The 26,194-nt window shown below is 62.8% G+C and carries 21 protein-coding genes and 1 pseudogene; 15 read left to right on the top strand and 7 right to left on the bottom strand.

Going from position 1 to position 26,194, the window contains the following annotated elements; translation table 11 throughout:
• The 8 genes and pseudogenes from HU736_RS04960 to HU736_RS04930 all read left to right on the top strand — a co-directional run bounded on the left by HU736_RS04960 (position 1) and on the right by HU736_RS04930 (position 9,415).
• Positions 1 to 522 (top strand): serine O-acetyltransferase, encoded by a 522-nt coding sequence (locus tag HU736_RS04960; RefSeq protein ID WP_103437382.1) that lies wholly within the window; start codon positions 1 to 3, stop codon positions 520 to 522.
• A 56-nt stretch (positions 523 to 578) separates the two neighbouring features.
• On the top strand, positions 579 to 1,556 hold the full coding sequence (locus HU736_RS04955) for a glycosyltransferase (protein ID WP_186697977.1): 978 nt from the start codon (positions 579 to 581) through the stop codon (positions 1,554 to 1,556).
• A 7-nt stretch (positions 1,557 to 1,563) separates the two neighbouring features.
• Positions 1,564 to 2,466 (top strand): annotated as a pseudogene (locus HU736_RS22010) (DUF535 family protein); the annotation flags it as partial.
• A 393-nt stretch (positions 2,467 to 2,859) separates the two neighbouring features.
• On the top strand, positions 2,860 to 4,542 hold the full coding sequence (locus HU736_RS22005) for a glycosyltransferase family 4 protein (RefSeq protein WP_367615290.1): 1,683 nt from the start codon (positions 2,860 to 2,862) through the stop codon (positions 4,540 to 4,542).
• A gap of 43 nt (positions 4,543 to 4,585) precedes the next feature.
• Complete coding sequence (locus HU736_RS04945; protein WP_186697981.1) at positions 4,586 to 5,788, top strand: glycosyltransferase family 4 protein; 1,203 nt, start codon at positions 4,586 to 4,588, stop codon at positions 5,786 to 5,788.
• Entirely contained in the window at positions 5,785 to 6,975 is a 1,191-nt protein-coding gene (locus HU736_RS04940; protein ID WP_186697983.1) for a glycosyltransferase family 2 protein, read from the top strand. The genes HU736_RS04945 and HU736_RS04940 overlap by 4 nt, the downstream gene beginning before the upstream one ends.
• Positions 6,972 to 7,742, top strand: coding sequence for a WecB/TagA/CpsF family glycosyltransferase (locus HU736_RS04935; protein WP_186697986.1), 771 nt, complete (start codon positions 6,972 to 6,974; stop codon positions 7,740 to 7,742). Before HU736_RS04940 ends, HU736_RS04935 begins: the two co-directional genes overlap by 4 nt.
• A 254-nt stretch (positions 7,743 to 7,996) precedes the next feature.
• A complete protein-coding gene (locus tag HU736_RS04930; protein ID WP_186698514.1) occupies positions 7,997 to 9,415 on the top strand; it encodes an undecaprenyl-phosphate glucose phosphotransferase in 1,419 nt (472 codons plus the stop codon).
• Positions 9,416 to 9,421: 6 nt separating this feature from the next.
• Here HU736_RS04930 and HU736_RS04925 read toward each other — a convergent pair whose 3' ends face one another.
• The gene (locus HU736_RS04925) at positions 9,422 to 10,366 is read right to left on the bottom strand and encodes a LysR substrate-binding domain-containing protein (protein WP_101319567.1); all 945 of its coding nucleotides are present in this window, start codon (positions 10,364 to 10,366) and stop codon (positions 9,422 to 9,424) included.
• 146 nt (positions 10,367 to 10,512) lie between these two features.
• Between HU736_RS04925 and HU736_RS04920 the strand changes: the two genes are divergently transcribed.
• Positions 10,513 to 11,889: an L-serine ammonia-lyase gene (locus HU736_RS04920; RefSeq protein WP_186697988.1), complete on the top strand. Its 1,377-nt coding sequence runs from the start codon at positions 10,513 to 10,515 to the stop codon at positions 11,887 to 11,889.
• Positions 11,890 to 11,995: 106 nt separating this feature from the next.
• Complete coding sequence (locus tag HU736_RS04915; RefSeq protein WP_103437375.1) at positions 11,996 to 13,303, top strand: serine/threonine transporter; 1,308 nt, start codon at positions 11,996 to 11,998, stop codon at positions 13,301 to 13,303.
• Positions 13,304 to 13,350: 47 nt separating this feature from the next.
• Here HU736_RS04915 and HU736_RS04910 read toward each other — a convergent pair whose 3' ends face one another.
• The 3 genes from HU736_RS04910 to HU736_RS04900 all read right to left on the bottom strand — a co-directional run bounded on the left by HU736_RS04910 (position 13,351) and on the right by HU736_RS04900 (position 17,180).
• Positions 13,351 to 14,646 carry an NAD(P)/FAD-dependent oxidoreductase gene (locus HU736_RS04910; protein ID WP_186697990.1) on the bottom strand — a complete coding sequence of 432 codons (1,296 nt, stop codon included), beginning with the start codon at positions 14,644 to 14,646 and terminating at the stop codon, positions 13,351 to 13,353.
• Between the two features lie 14 nt (positions 14,647 to 14,660).
• A complete protein-coding gene (locus HU736_RS04905; protein ID WP_186697992.1) occupies positions 14,661 to 15,749 on the bottom strand; it encodes a polyamine ABC transporter substrate-binding protein in 1,089 nt (362 codons plus the stop codon).
• Positions 15,750 to 15,821: 72 nt separating this feature from the next.
• Positions 15,822 to 17,180, bottom strand: coding sequence for a glutamine synthetase family protein (locus HU736_RS04900; protein WP_103437372.1), 1,359 nt, complete (start codon positions 17,178 to 17,180; stop codon positions 15,822 to 15,824).
• Between the two features lie 149 nt (positions 17,181 to 17,329).
• Between HU736_RS04900 and HU736_RS04895 the strand changes: the two genes are divergently transcribed.
• Both HU736_RS04895 and HU736_RS04890 read left to right on the top strand, forming a co-directional pair.
• On the top strand, positions 17,330 to 18,226 hold the full coding sequence (locus HU736_RS04895) for a helix-turn-helix domain-containing protein (protein WP_186697995.1): 897 nt from the start codon (positions 17,330 to 17,332) through the stop codon (positions 18,224 to 18,226).
• Between the two features lie 68 nt (positions 18,227 to 18,294).
• On the top strand, positions 18,295 to 20,208 hold the full coding sequence (locus tag HU736_RS04890) for an AAA family ATPase (RefSeq protein WP_150571673.1): 1,914 nt from the start codon (positions 18,295 to 18,297) through the stop codon (positions 20,206 to 20,208).
• 57 nt (positions 20,209 to 20,265) lie between these two features.
• On the opposite strand, the gene HU736_RS04885 is transcribed toward HU736_RS04890, so the two are convergent.
• Positions 20,266 to 21,651 (bottom strand): aldehyde dehydrogenase family protein, encoded by a 1,386-nt coding sequence (locus tag HU736_RS04885; RefSeq protein ID WP_186697997.1) that lies wholly within the window; start codon positions 21,649 to 21,651, stop codon positions 20,266 to 20,268.
• Positions 21,652 to 21,758: 107 nt separating this feature from the next.
• On the opposite strand from HU736_RS04885, the gene ptrR reads away from it, so the two are divergent.
• Entirely contained in the window at positions 21,759 to 22,637 is an 879-nt protein-coding gene (ptrR, locus tag HU736_RS04880) for a putrescine utilization regulator PtrR (RefSeq protein ID WP_103438779.1), read from the top strand.
• Here the strand turns inward: ptrR and HU736_RS04875 are convergent.
• Entirely contained in the window at positions 22,634 to 23,218 is a 585-nt protein-coding gene (locus HU736_RS04875; RefSeq protein WP_186697999.1) for a nucleotidyltransferase family protein, read from the bottom strand. The genes ptrR and HU736_RS04875 overlap by 4 nt on opposite strands.
• 145 nt (positions 23,219 to 23,363) lie before the next feature.
• On the opposite strand from HU736_RS04875, the gene hisN reads away from it, so the two are divergent.
• Together hisN and HU736_RS04865 are read left to right on the top strand one after the other, a co-directional pair.
• On the top strand, positions 23,364 to 24,155 hold the full coding sequence (gene hisN, locus HU736_RS04870; RefSeq protein ID WP_186698001.1) for a histidinol-phosphatase: 792 nt from the start codon (positions 23,364 to 23,366) through the stop codon (positions 24,153 to 24,155).
• A gap of 135 nt (positions 24,156 to 24,290) precedes the next feature.
• Positions 24,291 to 25,022 carry a hypothetical protein gene (locus HU736_RS04865; RefSeq protein ID WP_103438778.1) on the top strand — a complete coding sequence of 244 codons (732 nt, stop codon included), beginning with the start codon at positions 24,291 to 24,293 and terminating at the stop codon, positions 25,020 to 25,022.
• Between the two features lie 6 nt (positions 25,023 to 25,028).
• Here HU736_RS04865 and HU736_RS04860 read toward each other — a convergent pair whose 3' ends face one another.
• Positions 25,029 to 25,913 carry an alpha/beta hydrolase gene (locus HU736_RS04860; protein ID WP_186698003.1) on the bottom strand — a complete coding sequence of 295 codons (885 nt, stop codon included), beginning with the start codon at positions 25,911 to 25,913 and terminating at the stop codon, positions 25,029 to 25,031.
• Positions 25,914 to 26,194 lie beyond the last annotated feature (281 nt).

Genomic DNA, 26,194 nt, shown 5'->3' with positions numbered 1-26,194 from the left:
ATGTTCGACAATATTCGCGCTGACTTGCAGACCTACGGTGGCGACTGGGGCGCCCAGGGCTTTTGGGTGATGCTGGTCTACCGTTTTGGCCGCTGGCGTTACGGTGTGCGCCCGGCGCTGCTGCGCAAGTTGTTTTCGCTGATCTACAAAGTGCTGTTCAAGTTTGTCCAGATTATCACCGGCATCGAGCTGCCTTGCGAAGTCGTGGTCGGGCGCAATTTCGTCATCGATCACTTCGGCGGCATCGTCATCAGTGGCTATGCTCGATTTGGTGATGACTGTCGAATTCGCAACGGCGTAGTAGTGGGCTTGAAGAACGTCAGCGAGCCGATTGCGCCGATCATCGGCAACAATGTCGATATCGGTGCGGGTGCAAAGGTGCTGGGCAACATCCGCATTGGCAACAACGTGGTGATCGGTTGCAACGCTGTGGTGTTGATCGATGTGCCAGATGACGCCCTGGCGGTCGGAGTGCCAGCAACCGTCAAACTGAAAAAACCTGCATTGTTGGCGCAGGATTGATGGCAGCAGAGTGAGCAGGTGCACGCGATTGCGTTCCGGTTTGGCGAGTGAGGCTCATGGTGACAGGTATCGGCGTAGTGGTGATTGGTCGGAACGAGGGCATGCGACTGGAGCGTTGCCTGGCCTCGCTTGCACGGTCAGCGGAGCAAGTGGTGTATGTCGATTCAGGCTCCAGTGACGGTTCGCTGCAACGAGCTGCTGACCATGGTGTGGCAGTGCTGGCGCTGGATCTATCCATGCCGTTCACCGCAGCGCGAGCGCGCAACGAAGGTTTCGCCTGCTTGCAGCGGCTGATGCCCGGGATGCGCTACGTGCAGTTCGTTGACGGGGACTGTGAAGTGGCCCGTGGCTGGTTGCCCGCCGCGCAGGCTTTTCTCGATGCCCAGGGCGATGTCGCGGTGGTCTGCGGGCGGCGCCGTGAGCGCTTTCCTGAGCACTCGGTGTACAACCTGCTGTGTGACCTTGAATGGGACACGCCGATCGGTCAGGCCAAGGCCTGCGGCGGCGATGCGTTGATGCGCGTCGAGGCATTTTTGTCGGTGTCCGGCTTTCGTCCGGAGCTGATTGCCGGCGAAGAGCCGGAGCTGTGCGTACGCCTGCGCAAGCGGGGCTGGAAGATCTGGCGGCTTGATGCGGAAATGACCCTGCACGACGCGGCCATGACCCGTTTCAGCCAGTGGTGGCAGCGCACCTTGCGCGGCGGCTATGCCTTTGCCGAGGGCGCCTGGTTGCATGGCGCGGCGCCCGAGCGGCACTGGCAGCGCGAGTCTCGCCGAGCCTGGCTGTGGGGGCTGTTGATTCCGCTGTTGATCATCCTGCTCAGCCTGGTGCTTGGGCCGGTGTGGTTGCTGCTGCTGTTGATCTATCCGCTACAAGCGCTGCGGCTGGCCCGTCGCGGTGCTCGCTCACAGCGCGAGAACTGGCTGCAGGCGGTGTTTCTGGTGCTGGCGAAATTCCCGGAGATGCTCGGCCAGGTCAAGTTTTTGCTGAACAGGTTTGCCGCCGGCAAGTCGGGTTTGATCGAGTACAAGTGAGATGCCGATGATGGTTAGATCGTTAGCGAAAAGCGTGCTCGTGTTGCAACCGGGCTACTCGCTGCGGGCACTAAACAACAAATTCAAGCTGGTGCTGGCGATGGCCAGGCAGTGGCCTGAGCTGAGCGCCTTCATGCAGCGCACCTCGTCGGTGCTGGGCAAGCAGCGCATGGCCCGCCTCGGAGTGGACTGTATCGGTGTGGTGCAATGGCCCTACATCAGCAAGTCCTGGAAGGCGCCGCTGCGCTTGAGTGTGCTGGCCTCGCACTATGAGGTGGTCAGCCGCTACCTGCCCACCTTGTTGTTGCTGGGGCGCGACGAGTCGCTGCAACTGTGCGACCTGTCGGCCTTTTCGCCGGGCTGCAGCCTGGTGCTGGACCGGCCGATCTGGTTCAAACGCGAAGGCGAACTGGTGCTCAACCTGTTCCAGGGGGATCTGCGGGTCGCGTCGCTGGCATTCACCCTGTGCCATATGGACGGCCAGTTGAACCTGGTGATCGGCGCGGTGCAGGGCATCCACAAAGGCATCGACAGCGAACGCTCGCTGGCAATCTATCGCGACCTGACCAAGGACTTCGAAGGCATGCGCCCCAGAAGCTTCCTGATCGAGGCCCTCAAGAGCCTGGCACGCACCATTGGCGTGACGCGGATCTATGCCGTGGCCGACGCCTACCGGCATCACCGGCATGCCTACTTCGGGGCAGACAAAGGTGAGGACCTGGCCGCCAACTACGACGTCATCTGGCTTGAGCATGGCGCGGTAGCCTCCGCGCATCAGGACTTCTACAGCCTGCCTGTGGCCGCCGCGCGGCGCTCGGCCGACGACATCGCTGCGAAGAAACGGGCCATGTATCGCCGCCGCCACGAGCTGCTGGATCAGGTCTTTGCCAGCATCGAGGCGGCCATTCCCGGCGGGGTTGGCCAGCGTCAGTTGCACAGCCACCGGCAGCGGCTTGGCTCTGCACTGAGGCTGCCTGAAGATGAGCCGGCGATCGGTTCTCGAACCTTCAGCGCCAAGGTCGCCAAGCTGATCCGCCTGCTGACCACCGAGCCGCGCGCAGATCAGCGCTTGCGGGCTTACCTGCGCAAGGCGGGTGTCTACCCGACCTTGCGCAAGATCGTTCGCGAGCTGCTCAAGCAAGGGCCGCGGCTGCTCTGGAAGAGCCCGGCGGCGACCCGCACCAAGGTGCCGCTGGCCGCGCCGGCAGTGGCTGCCAGCGAGCTGTTCCCACGGGATGTTCTGCTGCTCAGCGAATTCAGCGCCGACCAGCAGCCGAAAAGCCGCCCGGCGCAGTTGCAACGCATGTTTCAAGATCTGGGTCATCACTGCGTTTCGCTTGACTGGCGCGATGTTGGCGCCTGTCAGATTGCTTTGCAGACCTGCTCGGTGGTGATCTTCCACCAGCTACCGGCGGTAGCCGAACTGGCCCCGCTGTTTGCCGAGGCCAAGCGGCTCCAGGTCAACTGTTGGTGGGACAGCGACGAGCTGATCTTCGACCCGGTGGCCTATGGCCAACGCGACGATGTTGTCGGGCATAGCGAAGACACCATCAACCGCCTGCTGGCCGCCGTTAACCAGCATCGCCAGGCCCTGTTGGCCTGTGACCAGGCGCTGGCGGCAAGCCCGCCGCTAGCCACGGCCATGCGCGAGGCAGGGGCGAGCCAGGTGTGTCTGGTAGAGACCGCAGAGCAGCTGGGGCAAGTGTTTGCCGCGCCGCCCAGGAAGAGCGTGCGCCGTCTGCTCTCGGCCAATATCTTTTTTGCGCCACGCAGCTTTGGTGGCGCCACGGTCATCGCCGAACAGATGTCGCGGCTGACTGGCGCTGCCGGCCGTTGGCAGCAATTCGTGTTCACGGCCATCCCCGATACCGACGTGCCACGCTACAGCCTGTATCGCTATGAGGCGCAGGGCGCGGCAGTGTTGGGTATGGGCTTGTCGGAACAGATATCCGACCGGGACATGTTCGAGAACCACTCCACCGTGCCGATCTTCGAGGCCGTGCTGAAAAGCGTCGCCCCGGACCTGGTGCACCTGCATTCGATCCAGGGCCTCGGCGCCCAGCTGGCCGATTGCTGCACACGCGCCGGCATCCCGTTCGTGGTGACCTTGCATGACGCCTGGTGGATCTGCGGGCGCCAGTTCATGATCAACGATCAAGGCCGTTATTGCGGCCAGACCAGCATTGACCTGGCGGTGTGCGCCACCTGCGTCGACGACGCGGCGCTCAACGAACATCGGCAAAAGCTCCTGGCAGAAACGCTCAAGCAAGCCAACCTGTTGCTCGCACCGAGCCGCTTCTGCAAGGATCTGTACGCCGCCAACGGCATTGATCCGGAGCACATCCGGGTCAACCGCAACGGCATCATGGCGCCGGCGGCCGGCTACCAGAAGCAGCCGGGGCAGACCATTCGCTTTGGCTTTGTTGGCGGTGATTCAACGGTCAAGGGCATCGACGTGATCATCCGCGCCTTCAGCGGCCTGGAGCGGGCCGACTACGAGTTGAAGGTGGTCGACAATCTGCTGAACATGGGCTTTCGCTCGTTCAACCGACACAGCATCAAGATCCCCGGAACGGTGAGTATCATCCCTGGTTACACCCAGGCCAACATGGATGCGTTCTTCTCGGGCATCGATGTGCTGCTGTTCCCCACTCAATGCAAAGAAACCTTCGGCTTGGCAGTACGCGAGGCGCTGGTTCGCGACGTCTGGGTGATCAGTACTCACTCCGGCGGCACGGTCGAGGACATCATCGAGGGGGTCAACGGCACGATCATCCCTTTGAGTGGCGATGAGACCTACCTGCGCCAGGCAATCGTGGCGATTCTCGATGATCAGCCACGCTTTGCTCGGCACCGCAATCCATTCAAGGACAACATCATTGTCTTCAGCGACCAGGCCAGCGAGTTGCTGGGCTTCTATGACGAGGTGCTCAGCGAGGCCGATGCGGCTGCCCGCGAGCCCTCGGCGTTAGGCAGCTGCCAGTAGCAGGCGCGGTTCATTTAACTATTCAGGGATTGATCGATTGCCTATGCGCATAGCTTATTTCATCAATCAGTACCCCAAGGTCAGCCACAGCTTCATTCGCCGCGAAATCCTCGCGCTGGAGCGCCAGGGCATTGAAGTACAGAGGATCGCCCTGCGTGGTTGGGACGGCGAGTTGCAGGACAGCGACGATATCGCTGAACGGAGCAAGACCCGCTACGTCCTTGAGGACGGCGTCAAAGGGCTGCTCAAGCCATTGCTTGAAGTTCTGCGCGCTCAGCCGCGGCGGTTTTTCAGTGCGCTGTGGCTGGCCCTGCGCATGGGCCGACGGGCTGACCGCAGCTGGCCTTATCACCTGATCTACCTGGCCGAGGCGTGCCGCGTGGTGCAGTGGTTGCAGGCTTTCGGCGCCGAGCATGTGCACGCTCACTTCGGCACCAATTCGACCGAGGTGGTGATGCTCGCGAATGCCTTGGGCGGGCCGCCCTACAGCTTCACCGTGCACGGCCCGGAGGAATTCGACAAACCGCAGTTTCTGCATATCGATGAGAAGGTCCGCCGTGCGGCGTTTGTCGCCGCCGTCAGCTCTTACGGCCGCAGCCAGCTGTATCGCTGGGTGGCGCACGCCCATTGGAACAAGGTCAAGGTCGTGCACTGCGGGCTGGAAGCGGCCTTCCATGCTGGCCCGCCGGTGCCGGTTCCGGCAGTGCCGCGGTTGGTGTGTGTCGGCCGCTTGTGCGAGCAGAAGGGCCAGTTGCTGTTGCTTGAGGCGGCGCAAAAGTTGGCCGCGCAAGGCACGGCGTTCGAGCTGGTGCTGGCCGGCGATGGCGAGATGCGCGCAGAGATCGAGACCCTGATCGCCCGCCATGGCCTGCAGGGGCAGGTGCGTATTACTGGCTGGATCACCAGCGGCCAGGTTCGCGAGGAGCTACTCGCCGCTCGCGCCCTGGTCTTGCCCAGCTTTGCCGAAGGCCTGCCAGTGGTGATCATGGAAGCCATGGCCTTGCGCCGGCCGGTGCTGACCACCTATGTGGCCGGGATCCCTGAACTGGTGCGTCCTGGCGAGAATGGCTGGCTGTTCCCCGCAGGGGCGGTACAGGAGCTGGCAGCGGCGATGGCCGACTGCCTTGGGCAACCGGACGAGGTGCTGCAACGTATGGGCGATGCGGCCCATCAGCGGGTGCTGGAGCGCCACGACATCGATACCGAAGTGGCCAAATTGGCCAGCTATTTCAGGGTGGGCGCATGATCACACTGACAGGTTGGCTGCTGGCGCTGTTGGCGCTGTTGATTCTGCTTCCGGTCCTGGTGCTGTTTGCCCAGGTCGTGCTGGCGTGCCTGCCGGCGCGGTCGGTGCCTTTGGCTGCCGGCCCCAGGCCGCGGGTGGCAGTGCTGGTGCCGGCGCACAATGAGTCAGGGGGTATCAGCGCCACCTTGGCCAGCATCCGTCAGCAATTGCTCGACAGTGATCGCCTGCTGGTAGTCGCCGATAATTGTACTGACAGCACCGCAGCACTGGCTCGCGCGGCCGGCGCCGAGGTGGTCGAGCGCGAGCATCAGCACCTGCGTGGCAAGGGCTATGCCCTGGACTACGGCGTGCGTCAGCTGGCTGCGGCGCCGCCGGAGGTGGTGATCATCATCGATGCAGACTGTCAGTTGAGTGCTGGCTCGATTGATACTTTGGCGCGTTGCAGCCTCGCCACCGACCGCCCGGTGCAGGCCCTTGACCTGATGTGCGCGCCTGCCGGTGCCGGGCTCAAGGTGCAAGTCGCCGAGTTCGCCTGGCGAGTCAAGAATCTGGTGCGGCCACGCGGCTGGGCCCGGGTCGGCCTGCCATGCCAGTTGATGGGCACCGGCATGGCCTTCACCTGGGCTGATCTGGCGAAGGCCAATCTGGCCACCGGTCACCTGGTCGAAGACCTAAAGCTGGGCCTGGATTTTTGCCGTAACGGCAAGCCGCCGTTGTTTTGCCCGCAGGCCCAAGTCACCAGCCTGTTCCCCACCAGCGACGACGGCCTCAGCAACCAGCGCACCCGCTGGGAGCACGGCCATCTTGGCGTGTTGCTGGCAGAAGGGCCAAAACTGCTGGGCGCCGCTTTGCTGCAACGCAACGGGCCGTTGCTGGCCATGGCGCTGGACCTGCTGGTGCCACCATTGGCCTTGTTGGTATTGGCCCTGATGGCCATCTTTGTCGTCAGTTGGCTGGCCTTCGCACTGCTCGGCGTGGCGTTTGCCGCAGCCATCGCCAGCCTTGCGCTGGTGCTGATGGGCGCAGCAGTGGTGCTGGCCTGGGCGCGCTTCTCACGCGAGCTGATTCCGTTCTCGGTGTTGCTCTATGCGCCATTCTACGCAGCGAAAAAAATCCCCCTGTACGTGGGTTTTTTGCTCAAGCGTCAGGTGGAATGGGTGCGTTCGAAGCGGGATGACAGTCAATGAATCAGCGGCCATGGCAACAACGCTGGGACGCTATTCTCGGCAAGCTGCTGGTGGTTGTCGATGGGGCTGCCGAGCAACAGCTGATTGCGACTCTTGCGGCGCCCGACCAGGCAACGGTGCTGGGCTTTGTCAATGCTCATGCGCTGAATCTGGTGGCTGCCAGCGAGGGCTATTGTGCGTCGCTGAGCGCGGCTGACATGCTGCTGCGCGATGGCGCCGGCATGGGCCTGCTGTATCGCCAACTGGCACTCGAGCCAGGCCTGAACATGAACGGGACCGACCTGATTCCCAAACTGATCGCGGCGTACCGGGGCAAACGGGTCGCGCTGTGGGGCACCGAGGAGCCATTCGTGAGCCAGGCCGCTGCTCGCTGTCGGGCGCAGTTTGGAGTCGAGCTGGTCTCGGTCGAGCACGGGTTTGCCAATGCTGAACATTACCTTGAACTCGCCAAGCAGTATCGGCCGCAGTTGATTGTGCTGGGCATGGGCATGCCCAAACAAGAAGCTATCGCCGCGCAACTGGCTGCGGCTGCTGGGCCGTGCCTGATCATTTGTGGCGGCGCCATCCTGGATTTTCTCGGAGGCAAAGTCACCCGCGCGCCGCACTGGATGCGCCGATTGAAAGGGGAGTGGGCCTACCGCTTGCTGCGTGAGCCCAGGCGTCTGTTCAAGCGTTATGTGATCGGCAATCCGCTGTTCATGCTGCGTGCGTTGCGCTACCGAAAAGCTGCCGCGAGCGCGGTGCGCAGCGCGCCGAAGCGCATCTGAAACGACCAGCTGAGGGTGGTGCCGGGCACTGCGAATCGGCCAAAAACCGTCGCCACGATGATTCGCTCCGTCGCCTCTCCGTGGTACTGCTACAGTGATATCAAATGCCCAATAACCCCCCCCCGGAACTACGCCGAATTCAATCGTCGACGTGCGTGCAGCATTGGCTTGGCAGCGTGTTTAGTCAGTTGGTTGTAACACCAAAGTTGTAAGCAGTGATGTATCGCTGCGCTCACATTTGATGAGGTCTGATGATGGTTTTCGAGCCCCGAAGCAGTCGTTCCTTGCTCCAGCGCAGAAGTGGCGTGAGCAACGCCATTCAGGCTGGGCTTGACGGTATCGCGGTGACTGGCATCGCCTGGTACCTGATCGTTGATCAGTTCGGCTACATCACTTCCGACTACGTGATCATGCTGCTGTTGCTGATCGGTGCGCTGGCAGTGATCTATGACCACTACGGTATCTACCGCAGCAACGTCGGCCTGTCGATCAAGGCGTTTCGCTTGTTCAAGGCGTGGTCGGCGACGTTCTGTTTCTTGATGGTGATGGCGTTTCTGACCAAGCAGAGCGAAACCTACTCACGCTTGCTGGTGGGCAAGCTGTTCGTCAGCGGCTATTTCGTGCAGCTGTTCCTGCACTACACAGTGCGCGAAGTACAGAAACGCTTCATGGCCAATGCGCTGCGTACCGACAATGCGCTGATCATCGGTACCGGTGATCTGGCCAATTTTCTCTATCTAAAGATCAGCAACAACCCCTGGTTTGGCGAGCGTGTGGTGGGCTGCGTGTGGATCGATAAGCCCGACGAGCAAAGCCGCGTCGCCGGTGACGGCAAACCGCCCGTGCTGGGGCACATCTCCGAGCTCGATGGGCTGGTAGCCAAGCATGCGATCCGTACCGTATACCTGGTGACACCACTGGGCGGTTCCGAGGTGATCAACGACGTGTACCTGAAGCTGCTCGACAAGTGCATTGCGGTCAACTGGGTGCCGGATATCTTCTCGCTGCGGCTGATCAACCACAGCGTGCGGGAAATCGCCGGGATCCCGGTGCTGACCCTGTCGGAAACCCCACTGACCGGCATGAGCCTGTTCCTCAAGAACCTGGAAGACCGCGTGCTGGCCGCGTTGATCTTGTTGTGTGCCTCGCCGGTGCTGCTGCTGATCGCCCTGGCGATCAAGATCGACAGCCCGGGGCCGGTGTTCTTCCGCCAGGAACGCATGGGCTGGACCGGCGAATCGTTCCGCATCTGGAAATTTCGCAGCATGCACATCCACCCGCTGGAAAACGGCGTGGTCAAGCAGGCGCAGAAAAACGACCCGCGGATTACCAAGGTCGGCGCCTTTATCCGGCGTACCAGCCTGGATGAGTTGCCACAGCTGTTCAATGTGCTGACTGGTGAAATGTCGCTGGTTGGCCCACGGCCGCATGCGCTGCATCACGACACGCTGTATTCACAGGACATCGTCGATTACTTCGCCCGCCACAACATCAAGCCGGGGATGACCGGGCTGGCCCAGGTCCGTGGCTTCAGGGGCGAAACCAAGGACATCGGCCAGATGATCCAGCGGGTCGACTCGGACATCGAGTACATCAATAACTGGTCGTTGTGGCTGGACTTCGTGATCCTGGTGCGCACGCTCAATGCGTTCACCGGCAAACAGGCGTACTGAGCCGGCTCACACATCCAATGCCAGCGGGTGGAGCGCGCGAAACGCCTGGGCTTCTTCCACCAGCCAGTCATGCACGGCACGCGCGCCCGGCTGGTTCAAACCGCCGGGCGGGTAATGCAACACGTAGCGCTTGTGATTGGCCAGCGCTACGCCGAATGGCACGATCAGCGCGCCGCGCTCGAGCTCATCGTTGAGCAAGGTGCGCCGCGCAATCGCCACGCCGACCCCGGCAATGGCGGCTTCGATGGTCAGGTGATTGCGGTTGAAAGTGTGCCCGCGGCGCACATTCAACTCACCCGCACCAATGCCCTGCAGATAAAACTCCCACTCAGCGTACTCCGAACTGCCGCGCCAGGCGGTCATGTCGTGCAGCAACGGGTAATGCACCAGGTCAGCCGGACCGTGCAGCGGCGGCCGGCCACGGAGCAGGGCAGGTGAGCACACCGGGAATATCTGCTCGTCGAGCAGCGGCGTCGACAGCATGCCCGGATAGCTGCCGTCATTGAGGTCGATCGCCAGGTCGAAATCATCCGGGTGCAGGGCCTGGTTGCTGTCTTCGGCCACCAGCCGCAGCTCAAGGTCCGGGTAGCGCTGCTGGAAGCGCGGCAGGCGCGGGGTCAGCCACTTGGCCAAAAATGACGGGATCGAGCGCAGGCGTAAGGTGCCGCGAATATCGCCGGCGTCCAGCCGCAGCAACTCCGCTTCGATGCTGCCGTAGGCTTCAGCGACCGTCAGCGCCAGACGCTGGCCTTCGGCGCAAAGCTCGACACCACGGGCCTTGCGCAGGAACAAACGGTAGCCCAGATGCTCTTCGAGCTGGCGCATCTGTTGGCTGACTGCGCCGGGCGTGATGTGCAGTTCCTCGGCGCAGCGGGTAAACGACAAGTGCCGCGCCGCGCATGAAAACACATGCAGCCAGACATAGAACTGGCCAGTAATTTGCCTTCTCATCGTTTAGTCCTGCTAAAGGCTTGCTTAGAAACTTTCGTTGGTCATCGCCGTGGCGGCGCGGCAGTATCGCCCAACTTGGCAACACCGTTCAATTTTTCCAGAGAGCCGTGCGCAGGTGTTCAAGGCCGCCACGGTCAGGCATTAGCATGGCTATCAGTGTTTTCGACCTTTTCAAGATTGGCATCGGCCCCTCCAGCTCCCACACCGTAGGGCCGATGCGCGCCGCCGCAACCTTCGCCCAGGCGCTGCGCGAGCGCGGGCTACTGGCTCAGGTGCAGCGGGTCGAGGTGCGCCTGTATGGTTCGCTGTCCGCCACCGGCGTCGGCCATGCCACTGATCGCGCCTGCCTGCTGGGGTTGATGGGGCAGTGGCCCGACCAGATCGACCCGCACAGTATCGAGCCGCGTATCGCCCAGCTGCTGCAGGAGCGCTGCCTGATGCTCGACGGCTGCCAGCCGGTCGACTTCGACTACGGCCGCGACATGCTCCTGCTGGACGAAAGCCTGGCGTACCACCCCAATGCCATGACGCTCAATGCCGAGGGCGAGCAGGGCTGCCTGTTCAGCCAGACCTATTACTCGGTCGGTGGCGGCTTCATCGTCGAGCAAGCCGAGATCGATGCGCCACAGAGCAGCGCCGAGCAGGTCAACCTGCCTTACGAGTTTTCCAGCGCTGCCGAGCTGCTCAGCCTGTGCAAACAGCACGGCGTCAGCGTCAGCCAACTGATGATGGCCAACGAGCGCGCCTGGCGCAGTGAAGATGATATCCGCGCTGGGTTGCTGAAAATCTGGGCCGCGATGCGCGAGTGCGTGGCCAACGGCATGCGCAATGACGGCATCCTGCCCGGTGGGCTAAACGTCAAGCGCCGTGCTGCGCGGCTGCACCGCAGCCTGCAGGAAGTCGGCAAGCCCAACGTGATCGGCTCGACCTTGAGCGCGATGGAGTGGGTCAATCTGTTTGCCCTGGCGGTCAATGAAGAAAACGCCGCTGGCGGGCGCATGGTCACCGCGCCTACCAACGGCGCCGCCGGCATCATCCCCGCCGTGTTGCATTACTACATGAAGTTCAACCCCAGCGCCTGCGACGACGATGTCGTGGCGTTTCTGCTGGCGGCGGCGGCAGTGGGCATTCTGTGCAAGAAAAACGCGTCTATTTCCGGCGCCGAAGTGGGCTGCCAGGGGGAGGTCGGTTCCGCCTGTTCAATGGCCGCCGCGGGCCTGGCCGAGGTGCTCGGCGCGACCGCACCGCAGCTGGAAAACGCCGCCGAAATTGCCCTTGAGCACAACCTCGGGCTGACCTGCGACCCGGTCGGCGGGCTGGTGCAGATCCCCTGCATCGAGCGCAACGCGATTGCTGCCGTCAAGGCCATCAACGCCGTGCAGATGGCCCTGCGCGGCGACGGCGAGCACTTCATCTCCCTCGACCGGGTGATTCGCACCATGCGCGACACCGGCGCCGACATGCATGCCAACTACAAGGAAACCTCGCGCGGCGGCCTCGCCGTGGCGTACGTCGAGTGCTGACCCGTACTCGACGGGGCTGAATGCGCATCTGCCACGGCAGCGTGCATTCAGCTCCAAGGCACTACCCGCTGTATCAGCGACAAAAATAACTACAAGGCGATATCTGATGACCGATGTACATAGCACCACGACTGTTCGTGCGGATGCGGCCGTTGCGGCTGCGGCGGTGGATGCAACCCGCTGGAACCGCCATGACACCACCTGGGCCCTGGGCCTGTATGGCACGGCGATTGGCGCCGGGACGTTGTTCCTGCCAATCAACGCCGGGGTCGGCGGCTTCTGGCCGTTGATGATCCTCGCGCTGCTGGCGTTGCCGATGACGTTCTATGCACATCGGGCCTTGACCCGCTTTGTCCTGTCCGGTCGCAAGAGCGGCAACGAGGACATCACCGAGGTGGTCGAAGAGCACTTCGGCACCGGCGCGGGCAAGCTGATCACCTTGCTGTACTTTCTGGCGATTTTCCCGATCCTGCTGGTCTACAGCGTTGCCCTGACCAATACCCTGAGCAGTTTTCTCGAGCATCAGTTGCACGTGACGGCGCCGCCGCGGGTGCTGCTGTCGTTGCTGCTGATCTGCGGCCTGATGGTGATCGTGCGCTGTGGCCAACAGATGATCGTCAAGGCCATGAGCATCCTGGTCTATCCCTTCGTCGCCTCGCTGTTGCTGCTGGCCCTGAGCCTGATCCCGAACTGGAACGGCGCCTTCCTCGCCCAGGCCAGTGAAGGCATCAGCGTCAACAAACTGCTGCTGACGTTGTGGCTGGCGATCCCGGTCATGGTCTTCTCGTTCAACCACTCGCCGATCATCTCGGCCTTCGCCGTCGATCAGAAGCACCGTTATGGCGCCGACGCTGACCGCAAGAGCGGCCGCACGCTGGCAACCGCGCACGTGATGATGGTGCTGACGGTGATGTTCTTCTGCTTCAGTTGCGTGCTGGCGTTGAGCCCGGCCGACCTGGCGGCCGCCAAGGAGCAGAACATCTCGGTGTTGTCGTACCTGGCCAACCACTTCCAGACCCCGGTGATCGCGTTCGTGGCACCGTTGATTGCCCTGGTGGCAATCACCAAGTCGTTCCTCGGCCACTACATCGGCGCCAGCGAGGGCTTCCAGGGCATGATCGTCAAGAGCCTGCGCGGGCGCGGCAAAGCCTGGCCGGCCAAGCGTCTGGAGCGGGTTACCGCGCTGTTCATGGTGCTGACCTGCTGGGCGGTCGCCACCCTTAACCCGAGCATCCTGCGCCTGATCGAAAGCATGGGCGGCCCGGTGATTGCCTGCCTGCTGTTTCTGATGCCGATGTACGCCGTGCGCAAGGTGCCGGCGCTGCGCAAGTACTCGGGCAAGCTGTCCAATGTGTTCGTTACCTTGATCGGTTTGATCACCTTGTCGGCGATCTTCTACAGCTTCTTCGCCTGATCCAGCTCAACCCCGCGCCGATTCGGCGCGGGCCTGCACCCGTGGCCTCAGCCCAGTACTTCGCGCAGCCGATGCCAGAGCATGCCCGCTGCCAGCAGCGGCGAGCGCAGGGCCTTGCCGCCCGGGAAGGTCAGGTGCGGCACCGCACTGAAAACATCCAGGCCCTGGCTGTGGCCGACGGCGATGCCTTCGGCCAACAGCTTGGCGGTCCAGTGCGTTACGTTCAGGCCATGCCCGGAATAGCCCTGGGCATAGTAGACGTTGGGGTATTGGCTCAAGCGGCCCACCTGCGGGAAGCGATTGGCGGTGATGCCGATCATGCCGCCCCATTGATAGTCGATGCGCACATCGGCCAGTTGCGGGAACACCTTGCGCACCTTGGGCAGCATGTAGGCGGCGATGTCTTTCGGATCGCGGCCCGAATAGTGGCAGGCACCGCCAAACAGCAGGCGGTTGTCGGCGGTCAGGCGGTAGTAATCTAGGCCGACCTTCTGGTCACACAAAGCCATGTTCTGCGGGATCAACGCCTGTGCCACCTGTTCAGGCAGTCGCTCGGTCGCCACCACGTAGCTGCCAGCGGGCAGCACCTTACCGCTCAGGCGCGGCTCGAGTTCGTCCAGGTGCGCATTGCAGCCAAGCACCAGGCTCTGCGCGCGCACCTTGCCGTGGGCGCAGTGCAGGGTCACGCTCGGGCCATGCTCGATACGCAGCACCGGGCTTTGTTCAAAGATGCGCACGCCCAACTTTGCCGCAGCGCGCGCTTCACCCTGGACCAGATCGAGCGGGTGCAGATGGCCCGAACCCATGTCGATCAGCCCGCCTGCGTACTGCTCGCTGGCGACCACTTCACCGATGTGTGTCGCATCAACCAGCCGCGTGGCATGGCGGTAACCGAGCTCGGCCAGTTGCGCTTGCTCGTCCTTGAACGCGGCAAATTGGGCGGGCGTGTTGGCCAGCTCGCAGAAGCCCCAGCGCAGGTCACAGTCGATGGCGTACTGGGCAATGCGCTGGCGCACCAGCTCGACCGAGTCGATCCCGGCCTGTTGCAGATATCGCACGCCGTCCTGGCCGACATAGCGGGCAAAACCGCTGACATCATGGCCGATGCCGCGAATCAGCTGTCCACCGTTGCGCCCGCTCGCGCCCCAGCCGATGCGCCGGGCTTCGAGGAGGATCACCGACAAACCGCGCTCGGCCAGTTCCAGCGCAGTATTGACCCCGGTCAGGCCACCACCGACCACGCAGACGTCGGCGCTCAGTTGTTCTTGCAGCGCAGGGTAGGGCGCGCTGCTGCGCGCCGTGGCGGCGTAGTACGAGGCAGCGTGTTGGCTCTCTAATGACATGGCACAGGCTCGGCTCAGCGGTTGGATTTGATCTTGCTCCAGGAACGGGTCATGACCCGCATGATTTTCGGGCTCGGTGTGCTTGATACATAGAGCTTGTCGAGCACCTCTTGCGGCGGGTAGATCTCGGGATTGTTGACCAACGCCGGATCCATGTGCGCCTTGGCCGCGAGGTTGGCGTTGGCGTAACCGACGGTGGTGCTGACTTTGGCGATTACTTCAGGGTCGAGCAGGTAATTGATGAAGGCCAGGGCCTGTTCAGGGTTGCTGGCGTCCTTGGGAATGGCCAGCAGGTCGAACCACAGATTGCTGCCTTCCTTGGGAATGCTGTAGGCGATTTTTACGTCGTTTTTCGCTTCAACAGCGCGATTAGCCGCCTGGAACACGTCGCCCGAGTAACCGAACGCGATGCAGACATCGCCATTGGCCAGGTCGGAAACGTACTTGGAGGAGTGGAAGTAGGTAATGTACGGCCGTATTTCCACCAGCTTGGCTTCGGCCTTCTTGTAATCGGCTTCGTTTTCGCTGCGCGGGTTCATGCCCAGGTAGTTGAGCATGGCCGGGAACAGTTCATCCGGCGAGTCCATGAAGGCTACGCCGCATTTTTGCAGTTTCCTCAGGTTTTCTGGCTCGAACAGCACGGCCCACGAATCGATCTTGTCGATGCCCAGCGCCGCCTTGACCTTGTCGACGTTGTAGCCGATGCCGTTGGTGCCCCACAGGTACGGCACTGCGTATTTATTGCCGGGGTCGTTCTGCTCCAGCTGCTTGAGCAGCTTGGGGTCGAGGTTGCTGAAGTTCGGCAGCTTGCTGCGGTCCAGCGGCAGGAAGGCGCCGGCCTTGGCCTGGCGGGCCAGGAAGTGGTTGGACGGTACCACCACGTCGTAGCCAGTGCGCCCGGCGAGCAACTTGCCCTCCAGGGTTTCGTTGGAGTCGAACACGTCATAGATCACTTTGATGCCGCTGCTGGCCTGGAAGTCGGCCAGGGTGGTTTCACCTATATAGTCGGTCCAGTTGTACACGCTGACGCTCAGCTGGGCCTGAGCGGCGGCGCCGAACATCAGGGCGAATGCTGCGGGGATCACGGACTGCAAATGACGCATGTCGACACCTCTCTGGTTTTATTCTGGGTCGTGATGTTGCATAAGGCGGGGCGCTCGGCACCCCGCAGATGATCAGACACTCATCATCAGGAACTCGCGCTCCCACGAACTGATCACCCGTTTGAAGTTCTCGTGTTCGGCGCGCTTCACCGCGACATAACCCTGGACGAACTGCTTGCCCAGGTAGTCCTGGATGATTTCGCATTCCTCCATGTGCTGCAGCGCGTCTTCGATGGTGATCGGCAGGCGCAGGCTGCGTCGCTCATAGGCGCGGCCTTGCACTGCAGCGCTCGGCTCGATCTTGCCGACCATGCCCAGGTAGCCGCAGAGCAAACTCGCAGCAATGGCCAGGTAAGGGTTGGCATCGGCGCCCGGCAGGCGGTTCTCGACGCGCATGGCCTCGGGGCTTGAGGTCGGTACGCGCAGGCCGGCGGTGCGGTTTTCTTCACCCCACTCGACGTTGACCGGGGCCGAGGTGTCCGGCAGGAAGCGGCGGAACGAGTTGACGTTCGGCGCGAACATCGGCAACACCTTGGGGATGAACTTCTGCAGGCCACCGATGTGGTGCAGGAACAGCTCGCTCATGCTGCCGTCGTCATTGGCGAAGATCGGCTTGCCGGTGGCGATGTCGACCACGCTCTGGTGCAGGTGCATGGCGCTGCCGGGCTCATCGGTGATCGGCTTGGCCATGAACGTTGCGGCGACGTTGTGCTTGAGCGCGGCCTCACGCATGGTCCGTTTGAATACGGTGATCTGGTCAGCCAGGTCCAGCGCGTCGCCGTGGCGGAAGTTGATCTCCATCTGCGCCGGGCCGTCTTCGTGGATCAGCGTGTCGAGGTCCAGGCACTGAATCTCGCACCAGTCGTAGACGTCCTCGAACAGCGGGTCGAATTCGTTGGCGGCGTCGATCGAGAACGACTGACGGCCGCTTTCAGCGCGCCCGGAGCGACCCATCGGCACTTGCAGGGGCAAGTCCGGGTCTTCACAGCGCTTGGTCAGGTAGAACTCCATCTCCGGCGCGACGATTGGCTGCCAGCCCTTGTCGGCGTAGAGCTTGAGGACTTTCTTGAGAACGTTGCGCGGCGACAGCTCGATCGGGTTGCCTTGCTTGTCGAAGGTGTCGTGGATGACGATGGCGGTGGGTTCGATGGCCCACGGGATCTGGTACACCGCCGACGGGTCGGGGCGGCAGATCATGTCAATGTCGGCCGGGTCGAGCAGGTCATAGTAGATATCGTCGTCGACATAGTCGCCGGTGACGGTCTGCAGCAGCACGCTTTCAGGCAGGCGCATGCCGCGCTCATGGAGGAACTTGGCCGTGGGTGCAATCTTGCCGCGGGCGATGCCGGTCAGGTCACTGATCACGCATTCGACTTCGGTGATGCGGTGTTCTTTCAGCCAGTTGGAAAGCTGATCGAAGGGGGCGTTCATACAGACCTCTTGGTTGGGTTTTGATCGCGCCACGCTAAGGGATCTTCCCACTCGCTGCGCTGGAGGCTATCTTGGGCGCAGCCCGCAGGGTTGATCTATCCACTTCTTTCGCCAGCAAATGCACCAAAAGAGTGCGTATAGGATGCCGCGTGACCAGCGCCAACGGCTTGCAAGTTCAGGCTTTCCAGACCAGTGACGTCAGTGAACAGGTGCGCACAACGCCCGGCTGGCAGCAGCAATATCGGCAAATGTCGCCGGGGTTGTTCAATGGCCAACTGCGCAGCCTGGAGCTTGAGGGCGTCGAGGTGTACGAAGAACGCCTGAACACCCGCGTTGAGCAGTTTTTCAGCGCGCCCAGTGGCTCGTTGACGTTCTGCTTTGATCGCAGCGAGAACAGCCTCTACCTGCTCAATGAAGACAGCCGCAATATCTGGATCACGCCCGAGAACTATCAGGAAGTGGCGGTGGTGTTCAGCCGCGACTTTCTCCAGCGCCATGGGCTGGATGTCGCCCGCCTGGAAGGCTTGTTCATGACCCCGCTGGACTCGGTGCAGAACAACCTGTTCGGCAGCTGGCTTAGCGCGACCCTGACCCGGCTGGGCGAGGCTGACAGCCCATTGCAGGGCAGGGCGTTGGGCGAACAGCTGCTCGAGGATTGCCTGTTCATTCTCGACAATGCCAGCCAACGCCTGCAGGGCGATGCCCATGGCCGGCGCGGCGAGGCACGCGCCGTCATGCGCCGGGTCAGCGACTGGGCCGCCGATTGCCCCGACGAAACGCTCAACCTCGTCGAGCTGGCGGAAGTCGCCGGGGTGTCCGTGCGCCAGTTGCAGCAAATCTTCAAGGCCTTTACCGACATGCCCCCGGCGCACTGGTTGCGCCTGCGTCGCTTGAACGGCGCCCGCCGTGACTTGTTGCGTGGCGCTGGGGCGACCGTGGCCGAGGTGGCCATGCAATGGTCGTTCTGGCACCTGGGGCGCTTCTCGGAAAGTTACCGGCAACTGTTTGGCGAGCTGCCCAGCGAGACGCTGAAGCGGGCCAGGTAGCCCGGTACAGTTCTGCAGATCAGAGCCATTGCTGGTATCGTGCGCGGCAGTAATGTACCGAGGTCCTGATGTTTTATCTGCCCCTGACCAGCGAACAGGCCGACGGCCTGGCCAGTCAACACGCCAGCGAGTTCTTTGTGCAGGCCAGCCTGCTGGAAAGTGCTGCGGTGCTGTTTATCCAGAATGTGCCGCGCCAGCAGGGTGCGCCTTCGGTCGAAGCGCAGCAGCGGCGCTTTGCCGAGATCGTGCGGATTGCCGATGAGGTTGAAGCGGCGGCGCCGTCGCGCTTCCAGCAGCAGGTCGCCAGCCGTTTTGACGCAGAAGTGTTCGCCATGGGCCTGGGCATGCTCGGCGAGAACGGCATCGGCCTGCTGGCGGCCGAGCAGCCGGTCGATGTTGCCGACCTGCGCGACAGCGAAGGTGGCTGGAGCTTTACCTTTGCCGATGCCTATCGCGAGCAGGTAACGCCGTTGCGACCGGTCAGCTTGCCGTCGTTGCCGAGCAATCTGCGCCTGAGTGACCAGCAGAACCGCTTGCTGCGCGAGTTTCTCTCGGGGGTTGACGAGTCGGTGGCCGTGCAGGGGTTTGCCGGCACCGGCAAGACCTTCCTCATCAACCAGTTCGCCCGTTTGCTCGACCCGCAGCGGACCTTGTTGCTGGCCATGACCGAAGGCCAGCTACGCGCCCTGCAGGCGCGGATCAAGGACGCCTCGGCGTTCACCGCGCGGACCTTTGGCCAGTTGGCCGACGAAATTCTTGACCGCGACCTGACCAGCAACGGCTGGCGCCTGCGCGACGTGTACCGCAGCAAACTCTCGTGGCGCCCGCAGGAGGCGCAAGTCGTACAGTGGCTGGCGGTGCCGGACATCGGCCCGTTGGCGGCGCGCGAAGTGGTCGCCCTGTGCATCAAGGCGGTACGCAGCTTCTGCCGCAGCGCAGACACCGCCATCGAACTGCATCACTTGCCGTGGATGGGTCACGGCTTTTCGCCGTTGGATCAGGAGGTGCTGCTGGAAAAGGCGCGCCTGTACTGGCAACAGCTGATCCGTCCCTCGGCGCGCGAGATTCAGCTGCCGGTGCGCGATTATCACCGGGTCAAGCTGCTGTCGCTGACGCTGGAAGTGATCGACAGCCAGTTCAGCCATGTCATCGTCGATGAAGCCCACGAGCTGTCGGCGCCCATGCTCGCCGTGCTCGACCGCAGCCCGCAGGCAATCATTACTCTGGGCGACGATCTGCAGAACCTCAACGGCCTCAGCCCACACCACGGCAAGTTCATCCGCCAGCGCTGCATCGATCACTCGCTGCGTGCCGGGCCAGCCATGGAGGGCGTGCTGAACCCGCTGATCCTGGCCCACCCGGCCGCAGTGCAGGCGGCCTTTACCGGCAGCGCCGAGCACTACACCCGGGTCAGTTTTTTCGACACGGTAACGGTGCCCGAGCAACCTACGGCGCTGCTGGTGGATGACGAATGGGGTCTGTTCGGCTGGTTCCAGCGCCTGACCCATCAAGGCGTGCCGTTTGTCTTGCTCAAGGGGGCGCGCAAGGAGTTCGAGCTGTTTGTCGAAGACTGCATCGAGCTCTACCGCTATGGTACGCGGCCGCGTCACAACATGCTGTTCCGCTATGCCAGCTGGCAGGCGCTGGAACAGGACAAGGGCGACGACAAGGCCTTTGCTGCTGTGGCCAACCTGCTGCGCAGGGGCTACACGCCGGAAGATTTCGCCAAGGCCAAGAGCCGTTATCGCTGGGACAAGGCGCCCAAGCTGTTCCTGGCTAGGGTGCGCGACGTGAAGAACATGGAGTTCGCCCGGGTCATGGTCTCGCCAGAGCTGATGGTCGCGCCTGCCGCCGCCGGTAACCGCAATGAGCGAGCGCGCATGCTCGCGGGGCTGTACACCGCCTGTTCGCGGGCCAGGCATGAGCTGATTGTGCCGGGTGGCATGCTCGACTGGGTGCAGGACCAGGTGCGCGACAACTAGCTGGCAAAAAAAGAGGCAAGCCACACAAGCGACTTGCCCCTTTTACTTACGCTGCTGTCAGTTGCGATCCAGCCACACCGTCTGCACGTTGCAGAACTCGCGCACACCGAAGTGCGACAGCTCACGGCCAAAGCCGCTCTTCTTCACGCCGCCGAACGCTACTCGTGGGTCAGAGGCGCAGTAGCCGTTGATGAACACCGCACCGGTATCCAGCGCCGAGGTCATCCGCTCAGCCAGCTCGAGGTTGGCGGTGTAGATGGTCGATGCCAGACCAAACTCGCTGTCGTTGGCCAGCTCCACGGCGTGCTCGGCGTCACGGGCGCTGATGATCGCTGCCACCGGGCCAAACAACTCCTGCTTGAACGCGGTCATTTGCGGGGTAACGCCGGCAAATACGGTCGGCTCGTAGAAGTTGCCGACGCCCTCAGCCTTCTTGCCACCCAGCAGCAGCACCGCGCCTTCAGCCAAGGTTGCTTGCACCTGGCCGTCAAGCTCGTCGCGCAGGTCATAGCGGGCCATCGGGCCGATGTAGGTGTCAGCCTCAAGCGGGTTGCCGACCTTGAGCTGACGCGTGGCTTCGACGAACTTCGCGGTAAACGCTTCGGCGATGCTTTCTTCGACGATCAGGCGCTTGGCTGCTGCACAGACCTGGCCGGTGTTCTGATAGCGGCCGATCACCGCTGCCTTGACCGCTGCATCGAGGTCGGCGTCCGCCAGTACGATGAACGGATCGGAACCGCCCAGTTCCAGCACGCATTTCTTCAGCGCAGCACCGGCTTGAGCACCAATCGCCATGCCGGCGCGGACACTGCCGGTCAGGGTCACGGCGGCAATACGCGGATCATTGATCGCCCGGGTCACGCCGTCCGGGGTGACGTTGAGCACTTCGAAGATGCCTGCTGGCAGGCCAGCCTGCTTGATCACGTCGAGCAGCAGATAGGCGCTGCCCATGACGTTCGGGGCATGCTTGAGCACATAGGTATTGCCCGCCAGCAGTGCCGGGACCGCGCCGCGCAGCACTTGCCAGAGCGGGAAGTTCCAAGGCATCACGGCCAGAATCGGCCCCAACGGGCGGTATTCGATGCGCGCGGTGGCGATTTGCGTAGGCTCGGCAGCCAGCATCGCCGGGCCGTGCTCGGAGTACCATTGGCACAGGCCAACGCACTTGGTCACTTCGCCACGTGCCTGGCTGATCGGCTTGCCGATTTCGCGGCTGATCATCACCGCCAACGCTTCGTGATTGGCCTGCAGAGCATCGGCCAAGGCGTTCAGATACTCGCTGCGCTGCCCCAGTGACACCTGGCGCCATTGGTTGAAGCCAACCTTGGCACGTTGCAGCGCCGCTTCCTGTGCGGCGTCGGTGTCGAACGGATAGTGGCCGATCTGCTCACCGCTGAACGGGTCGACAGAAATGGCGTGGGTCAGGCTGCTGATCTCGCTCATGGCGGAGCTCCTCGTTGTTGTAAGTTGACGAAGCTCAGACTAGTGGCGTGCAAGCGTATTGAAAACTGAATAATAATGAGCGCAACGTTCACGTTTGGAGAATGACTGTGGATCTGGTGCAACTGGAAATTTTCAAGGCAGTGGCAGAGCACGGCAGCATCAGCGCCGCTGCCCAGCAGATTCACCGCGTGCCGTCGAACCTCACCACGCGGATCAAGCAGCTTGAGGAAGACCTCGGTGTCGAACTGTTCATCCGCGAGAAAAGCCGCCTGCGCCTGTCACCGGCGGGCTGGAACTTTCTCGAGTACACCCGGCGCATTCTCGACCTGGTCCACGAAGCGCGCCTGACCGTGGCCGGCGAAGATCCGCAGGGCACGTTCGCCCTGGGTTCGCTGGAAAGCACCGCCGCCGTGCGCATTCCGGCCTTGCTGGCCAGCTACAACCAGCGCTTCCCGAAAGTGGATCTGGACCTGTCGACCGGGCCCTCCGGGACCATGCTCGAAGGCGTGCTGTCCGGCCGCCTGGTCGCAGCCTTCGTCGATGGCCCGGTACTGCACCCAACGCTGGAAGGCATGGCCGTGTTCGATGAAGAGATGGTAGTGATTGCGCCACTCAACCATGCCGCAATCAGCCGCGCCCGCGACGTCAACGGCGAGAGCATCTACGCCTTTCGCGCCAACTGCTCGTACCGCCATCATTTCGAGAACTGGTTTGTCCAGGATCAGGCCGTGCCCGGCAAAATCCATGAGATGGAGTCCTATCACGGCATGCTTGCGTGCGTCAGTGCTGGTGCCGGCCTGGCGTTGATGCCGCGCAGCATGCTCGACAGCATGCCGGGGTTGAGCACGGTCAGCGTTTGGCCGTTGTCGGAAGACTTTCGGTACTTGCAGACCTGGCTGGTGTGGCGGCGCGGTACTGTGTCGCGCAGCTTGAGTATGTTTATCAAGCTGCTGGAGGAGCGGCGGGCGCTGGCAAGCGCTGCCTAGTGTTTATCCCGACTTGGCACATCACCCGGCCGGTCGATATCCAGCAACACCCCAGGATCGCCCAATTCAATATTGCGCACCGCCTGCGGATTGGCCAGCAGCACGCTGCGGGCGCCTTCATCGCCGGTCAGGGTGCACAACTGCGGCCACCAGGCGCGACCGAACAGCACCGGGTGGCCGGGCTTGCCTTCATACGTCGGGCGGATGATCAGGCGACTGTCCGCTCTGGCCAGCAGCGCGGCGAGGGTGGCGGGCTGGATGAACGGCATGTCACCCAGCATCACCAGCAAGCCCTGAGCAGTGGACGCGGTGCTGATCTGCCCGACGCTGGTAGCGATGCTGTGGCCAAGGCCAAGCCGGCTGCTGCTCGATTGCAGGATGCGCACGTTATCAGCCACGCCGACCGGGGCAGGGTCGTCGTCACGCAGCGCCAGCCAGACTTCGCTCAACTGCGCGCAAGGCAGTTGCAGGCTGGCCTGCAGCAGGGTCTGGCCGCTGCTCAGCAGGTGCTGGCGTTTGTCACTGCCAAAACGGCGGCTGTGGCCGGCGGCGAGTACCAGTGCGGCTACGGTGCATGGCATCCAGTGGTGTTCCTTGGCATATCAACGGTGGGCTGGCCGCTAGACTACCTCAACCCCGGCTTGCTGGCGCAGGCACGGCCGCACGCCATCACCCGGCAGGCTCGGGTATGATGCCAACCCCTATCGTTGCCAGAGGCCCGCCACCATGACCTTGAACGCTGAACAGATCGGCGAATACCGTGCATTTGCCGAGCAGTTGGCACAGGCCGCTGCGGCTGCGATCCAGCCGTATTTTCGCGCCAACCTGGCGGTCGAGGACAAGGGCGGGCGTCTGTACGACCCGGTAACTGTGGCCGACAAGGCCGCAGAAGACGCCATGCGCTCGCTGATCCAGCAACGCTACCCAAGCCACGGCATCCTTGGTGAAGAGCAGGGCGTGGCGGTTGGTAGCAGCCCGCTGACCTGGGTGCTTGATCCGATCGATGGCACCCGCGCCTTCATCACCGGGCTGCCGCTGTGGGGCACGTTGATCGCGCTCAACGACGGCGCCAAGCCGGTGGTCGGGGTGATGAACCAGCCGTTTACCGGCGAGCGTTTCATCGGTACCCCAGAGGGAGCCTGGCTCGGCAGCACACCGCTGAAGACCCGTGCCTGCAGCGATTTGGCCTCTGCCACCCTGATGTGCACCACGCCGGACATGTTCGATACCGAGGCGCGCAAGGCCGCCTTTGAAGCCGTTGCCGGCCAGGCGCGGCTGATGCGCTATGGCGGCGACTGCTACGCCTATTGCATGCTCGCTAGTGGCTTTGTCGACGTGATCGTCGAGGCCAGCCTGCAGCCGTATGACGTGCAGGCGTTGATGCCGATCATCGAAGGGGCGGGCGGGGTGATCACCGCCTGGGATGGCAGCTCGGCGCAGAACGGCGGCTGTGTGGTGGCATGCGGTGACCCTGCGTTGCATGCGCAAATGATCGAGTTGTTGCGTCACGCCATGTGACCGGCTGAGCCCCTGCAATACCGTTGCGCAGGCCTGACTGGCCTGCGCAACTGCACTTTTTCGCCATTTCACGCTCTATGTCTGGTCAGGCAGAGCCGATCCCCGGCCCCGTCGTTGATCAAGACCCCGGTGCCGATGCTTGTCCCCGTATTGCGAACCTGCCCCCGCCTGCTGCTGGCCGGCGCCCTGAGCCTGCTGTGCGCGTGCACCGAGCAACAGGGCCGCGATATCGTCAGCCAGTTCAGTGACGGTAAACCCAGCGAGCTGTTCCAGACCAGTGTCGACCGCATGGCCACCCTGGCGATGCGCGACAACCTGCAAAGCCTCTACCTGCTGATGAACAAGCTGTACGCGCGCAATCCCAACCAGTGGAAGCAGTCCGGCTACCTTGACGCCGCTACCGCCGAGCGGCAGATTCGCCTGGCCATCGAGCAACGCCAGCCGCTGCCGCAGCTCGGTCAGCGGCGCGATCTGGCCGCCCTCAGCTACGCCCTGAGCCCGGAGTTCCGCGGCGATCGGGTCGGCGCCTTCATCTATGCCATCGGCAGTATGCTGATCACCGCCCACGGCGGACGCAGCGAGTTCTACATGACCGATGCGATCGACCCGCTGTTCGTCAACAACGCCGCGCGCAACATCGAGAAAGCCACCTGGATGCTCAGCCAGCGTCAGGACGCCAATGGCGTGCTGTTGCTGTTCTCCAACGAGATTTCCGAAGAAGGCAGCAACCTGAGCTTCGCGGTCGAGTTCGGCAAGATCGTCGCCCGGCTCGACCTGTTGGCGCAGATGCTCGACGAACGCTACCGGCGGATTGGCTTGAACTACGCGCAAAGCTTGTTGCTGATGAACTTCCTGCCAGTGCAATAGACCGCGCTAGAGCAGTGCCTTGATCGCCTGGCGATAGCGCGGGCCGGCCAGGCTCATGCTGTTGTTATGGCTGGCACCAGGCACCAGCAGCAGGGTCTTGGGCTGCTGCGCGGCCTCGTACAATTGCTGGCTGAAGCGTGGCGGCACGTAGCGGTCGTCCTGGCCGTGCACCAGCAGTACCGGCATGCCGACCTGGTCGATCTTGTCGATCGAATCGAATTTTTGCGACAGCAGCCAGCGCACTGGCAGGGCGGTATCGGCTACCACAGCCGCAACATCGCCGAGCGAAGTGAAGGTCGATTCCAGAATCAAGCCGCGCGCAGCGCTCTGGCTGCCGTCTTTTTGCGCCTGACGACTCAGCTCGGCAGCAAGTTCCACGGCCACCGCGCCGCCGAGCGAGTGACCGAAGATAAGCCGTTTGTTGCGGTCCGGTTGCAGCTGGGCAAAGCGCTCCCAGGCCACCTGCGCATCTTCATAGACGGTCGCCTCGGACGGCAGGTCGCCGCGGCTCTGGCCGAAGCCGCGGTAGTCCACGGCCAGGACCGAGTAACCCATGGCATGCAGTTGCTCGATGCGAAACAGCTGGCCGGTGAGGTTCCAGCGCACGCCGTGCAGGTAGAGGATGGCCGGTGCGTCGGCGCGCTGGGCTGGCCACCACCAGGCATGCAGGCTCTGGTTGGCGGTAAAGGTGCGCGGGCGCAGGTCGAGTTCCTGCACACCTGCGGGCAAGCCACGGAACCAGCTGGCCTGGCCGGGCTCGATGCGAAACACCAACTCGCGCTCCTTGTGTTGCAGCACGCTGCAGCCGGCCGGCAGGCCGATCATGAGCACGGCCATGCACAGCCAGCTGAGCCAGCGACGTTTGAGGTGAAGCAAAAGACAAGAGGGCATGCAGGCGTTTTTAGCAGAAGCGCCGATTGCGGTGTGAGGAAAGTAACCGAGCGGTGTAGTCGGATGATTGCAAGCTGTGTCAGTAAAAAGGGCTATCAACCCTAGGCGAAGACTGATCTAGAGCCTGCGCCCATCGCCTGCGTTCGATAATCGGACAATTGCTGGCCGCGCGAGCGCGGTGTTCGCCCGGGCGTTACTGAGGTCGCATTGCCTGGCAGCGGTTGCATTGCGTAGTGTGTAGTCAAGCCACCGGTTGTCACTTGCCTGCTATACGCGGCGAC

Source organism: Pseudomonas shirazensis (assembly GCF_014268785.2).
GTDB classification, from domain to species: Bacteria; Pseudomonadota; Gammaproteobacteria; order Pseudomonadales; family Pseudomonadaceae; genus Aquipseudomonas; species Aquipseudomonas shirazensis.
The sequence above is the reverse complement of the archived record's forward strand: the minus strand, read 5'-3'. Positions and strand labels throughout refer to the sequence as shown.